This window comes from Mesorhizobium escarrei, from assembly GCF_935825525.1.
GTDB classification, from domain to species: Bacteria; Pseudomonadota; Alphaproteobacteria; order Rhizobiales; family Rhizobiaceae; genus Mesorhizobium; species Mesorhizobium escarrei.
The window spans coordinates 1-634 of record NZ_CAKXZT010000082.1 but is presented as its reverse complement, the minus strand read 5'-3'; the positions used below and the strand labels follow the sequence as shown (position 1 = coordinate 634).

The 634-nt window shown below is 67.8% G+C and carries 1 protein-coding gene; it reads right to left on the bottom strand.

Going from position 1 to position 634, the window contains the following annotated elements; all coding sequences use genetic code 11:
- Window positions 1-187: 187 nt before the first annotated feature.
- Window positions 188-634 (bottom strand): transposase (locus NMG80_RS05670; protein WP_254017236.1); only part of this gene is annotated, 447 nt, incomplete at its 5' end.

The window sequence follows — 634 nt, the reverse complement described above, 5'->3', positions numbered from 1 at the left end:
GTGGGCAGGCGTAGCTCGACGGGCTGGCGATGGCCGCGCGCATTGCGATGCGGCCCTTGAAGAGCGGACGGTTTCGGCGCTGCAGATGGTGCGGGACATGCGGTCGGCCGGAGACGCACGATCGCCTTGGGCCGCCGACGATCAGAGTTCTTGGCGGGTATGCAGAGCGATGAAGAGCGGTTTGTGGTCATGGCGCCCTCGTCCAAGGCGGCGCGCGGGCGCGGTCGCCGCCGCGTTCGAAGGTCTCGATGACGATCATCCTGCCGCCGCAGCATGGACATGGCGGTCGCCAATCCGATGGCGTGGCGGCATCGGCGCCCGTTCCGTTGCATTCGGCCTTGGGCTGCGGCGCGGCGAGAAGTTCGCGAGCGTGCGCGATGTTGGCCTTGGCGTGCGCACTGGCGAGCAGCCCATAGTGGCGGATGCGATGGAAGCCTTTGGGCAGCACGTGGAGCAGGAAGCGGCGGATGAACTCGCCCGGATCGAGCGTCATGGTCCGGTACCGCTCGCTGCCATTGCGGCGGTAGTCCTTGACGCGGAATGTGACGCCCGCCTCGTCGAGCGCGATCAACCGGCTGTTGGAAATGGCGACGCGGTGGGTATAGCGCGACAGGTAGGCCAGCACGGCCTCGGG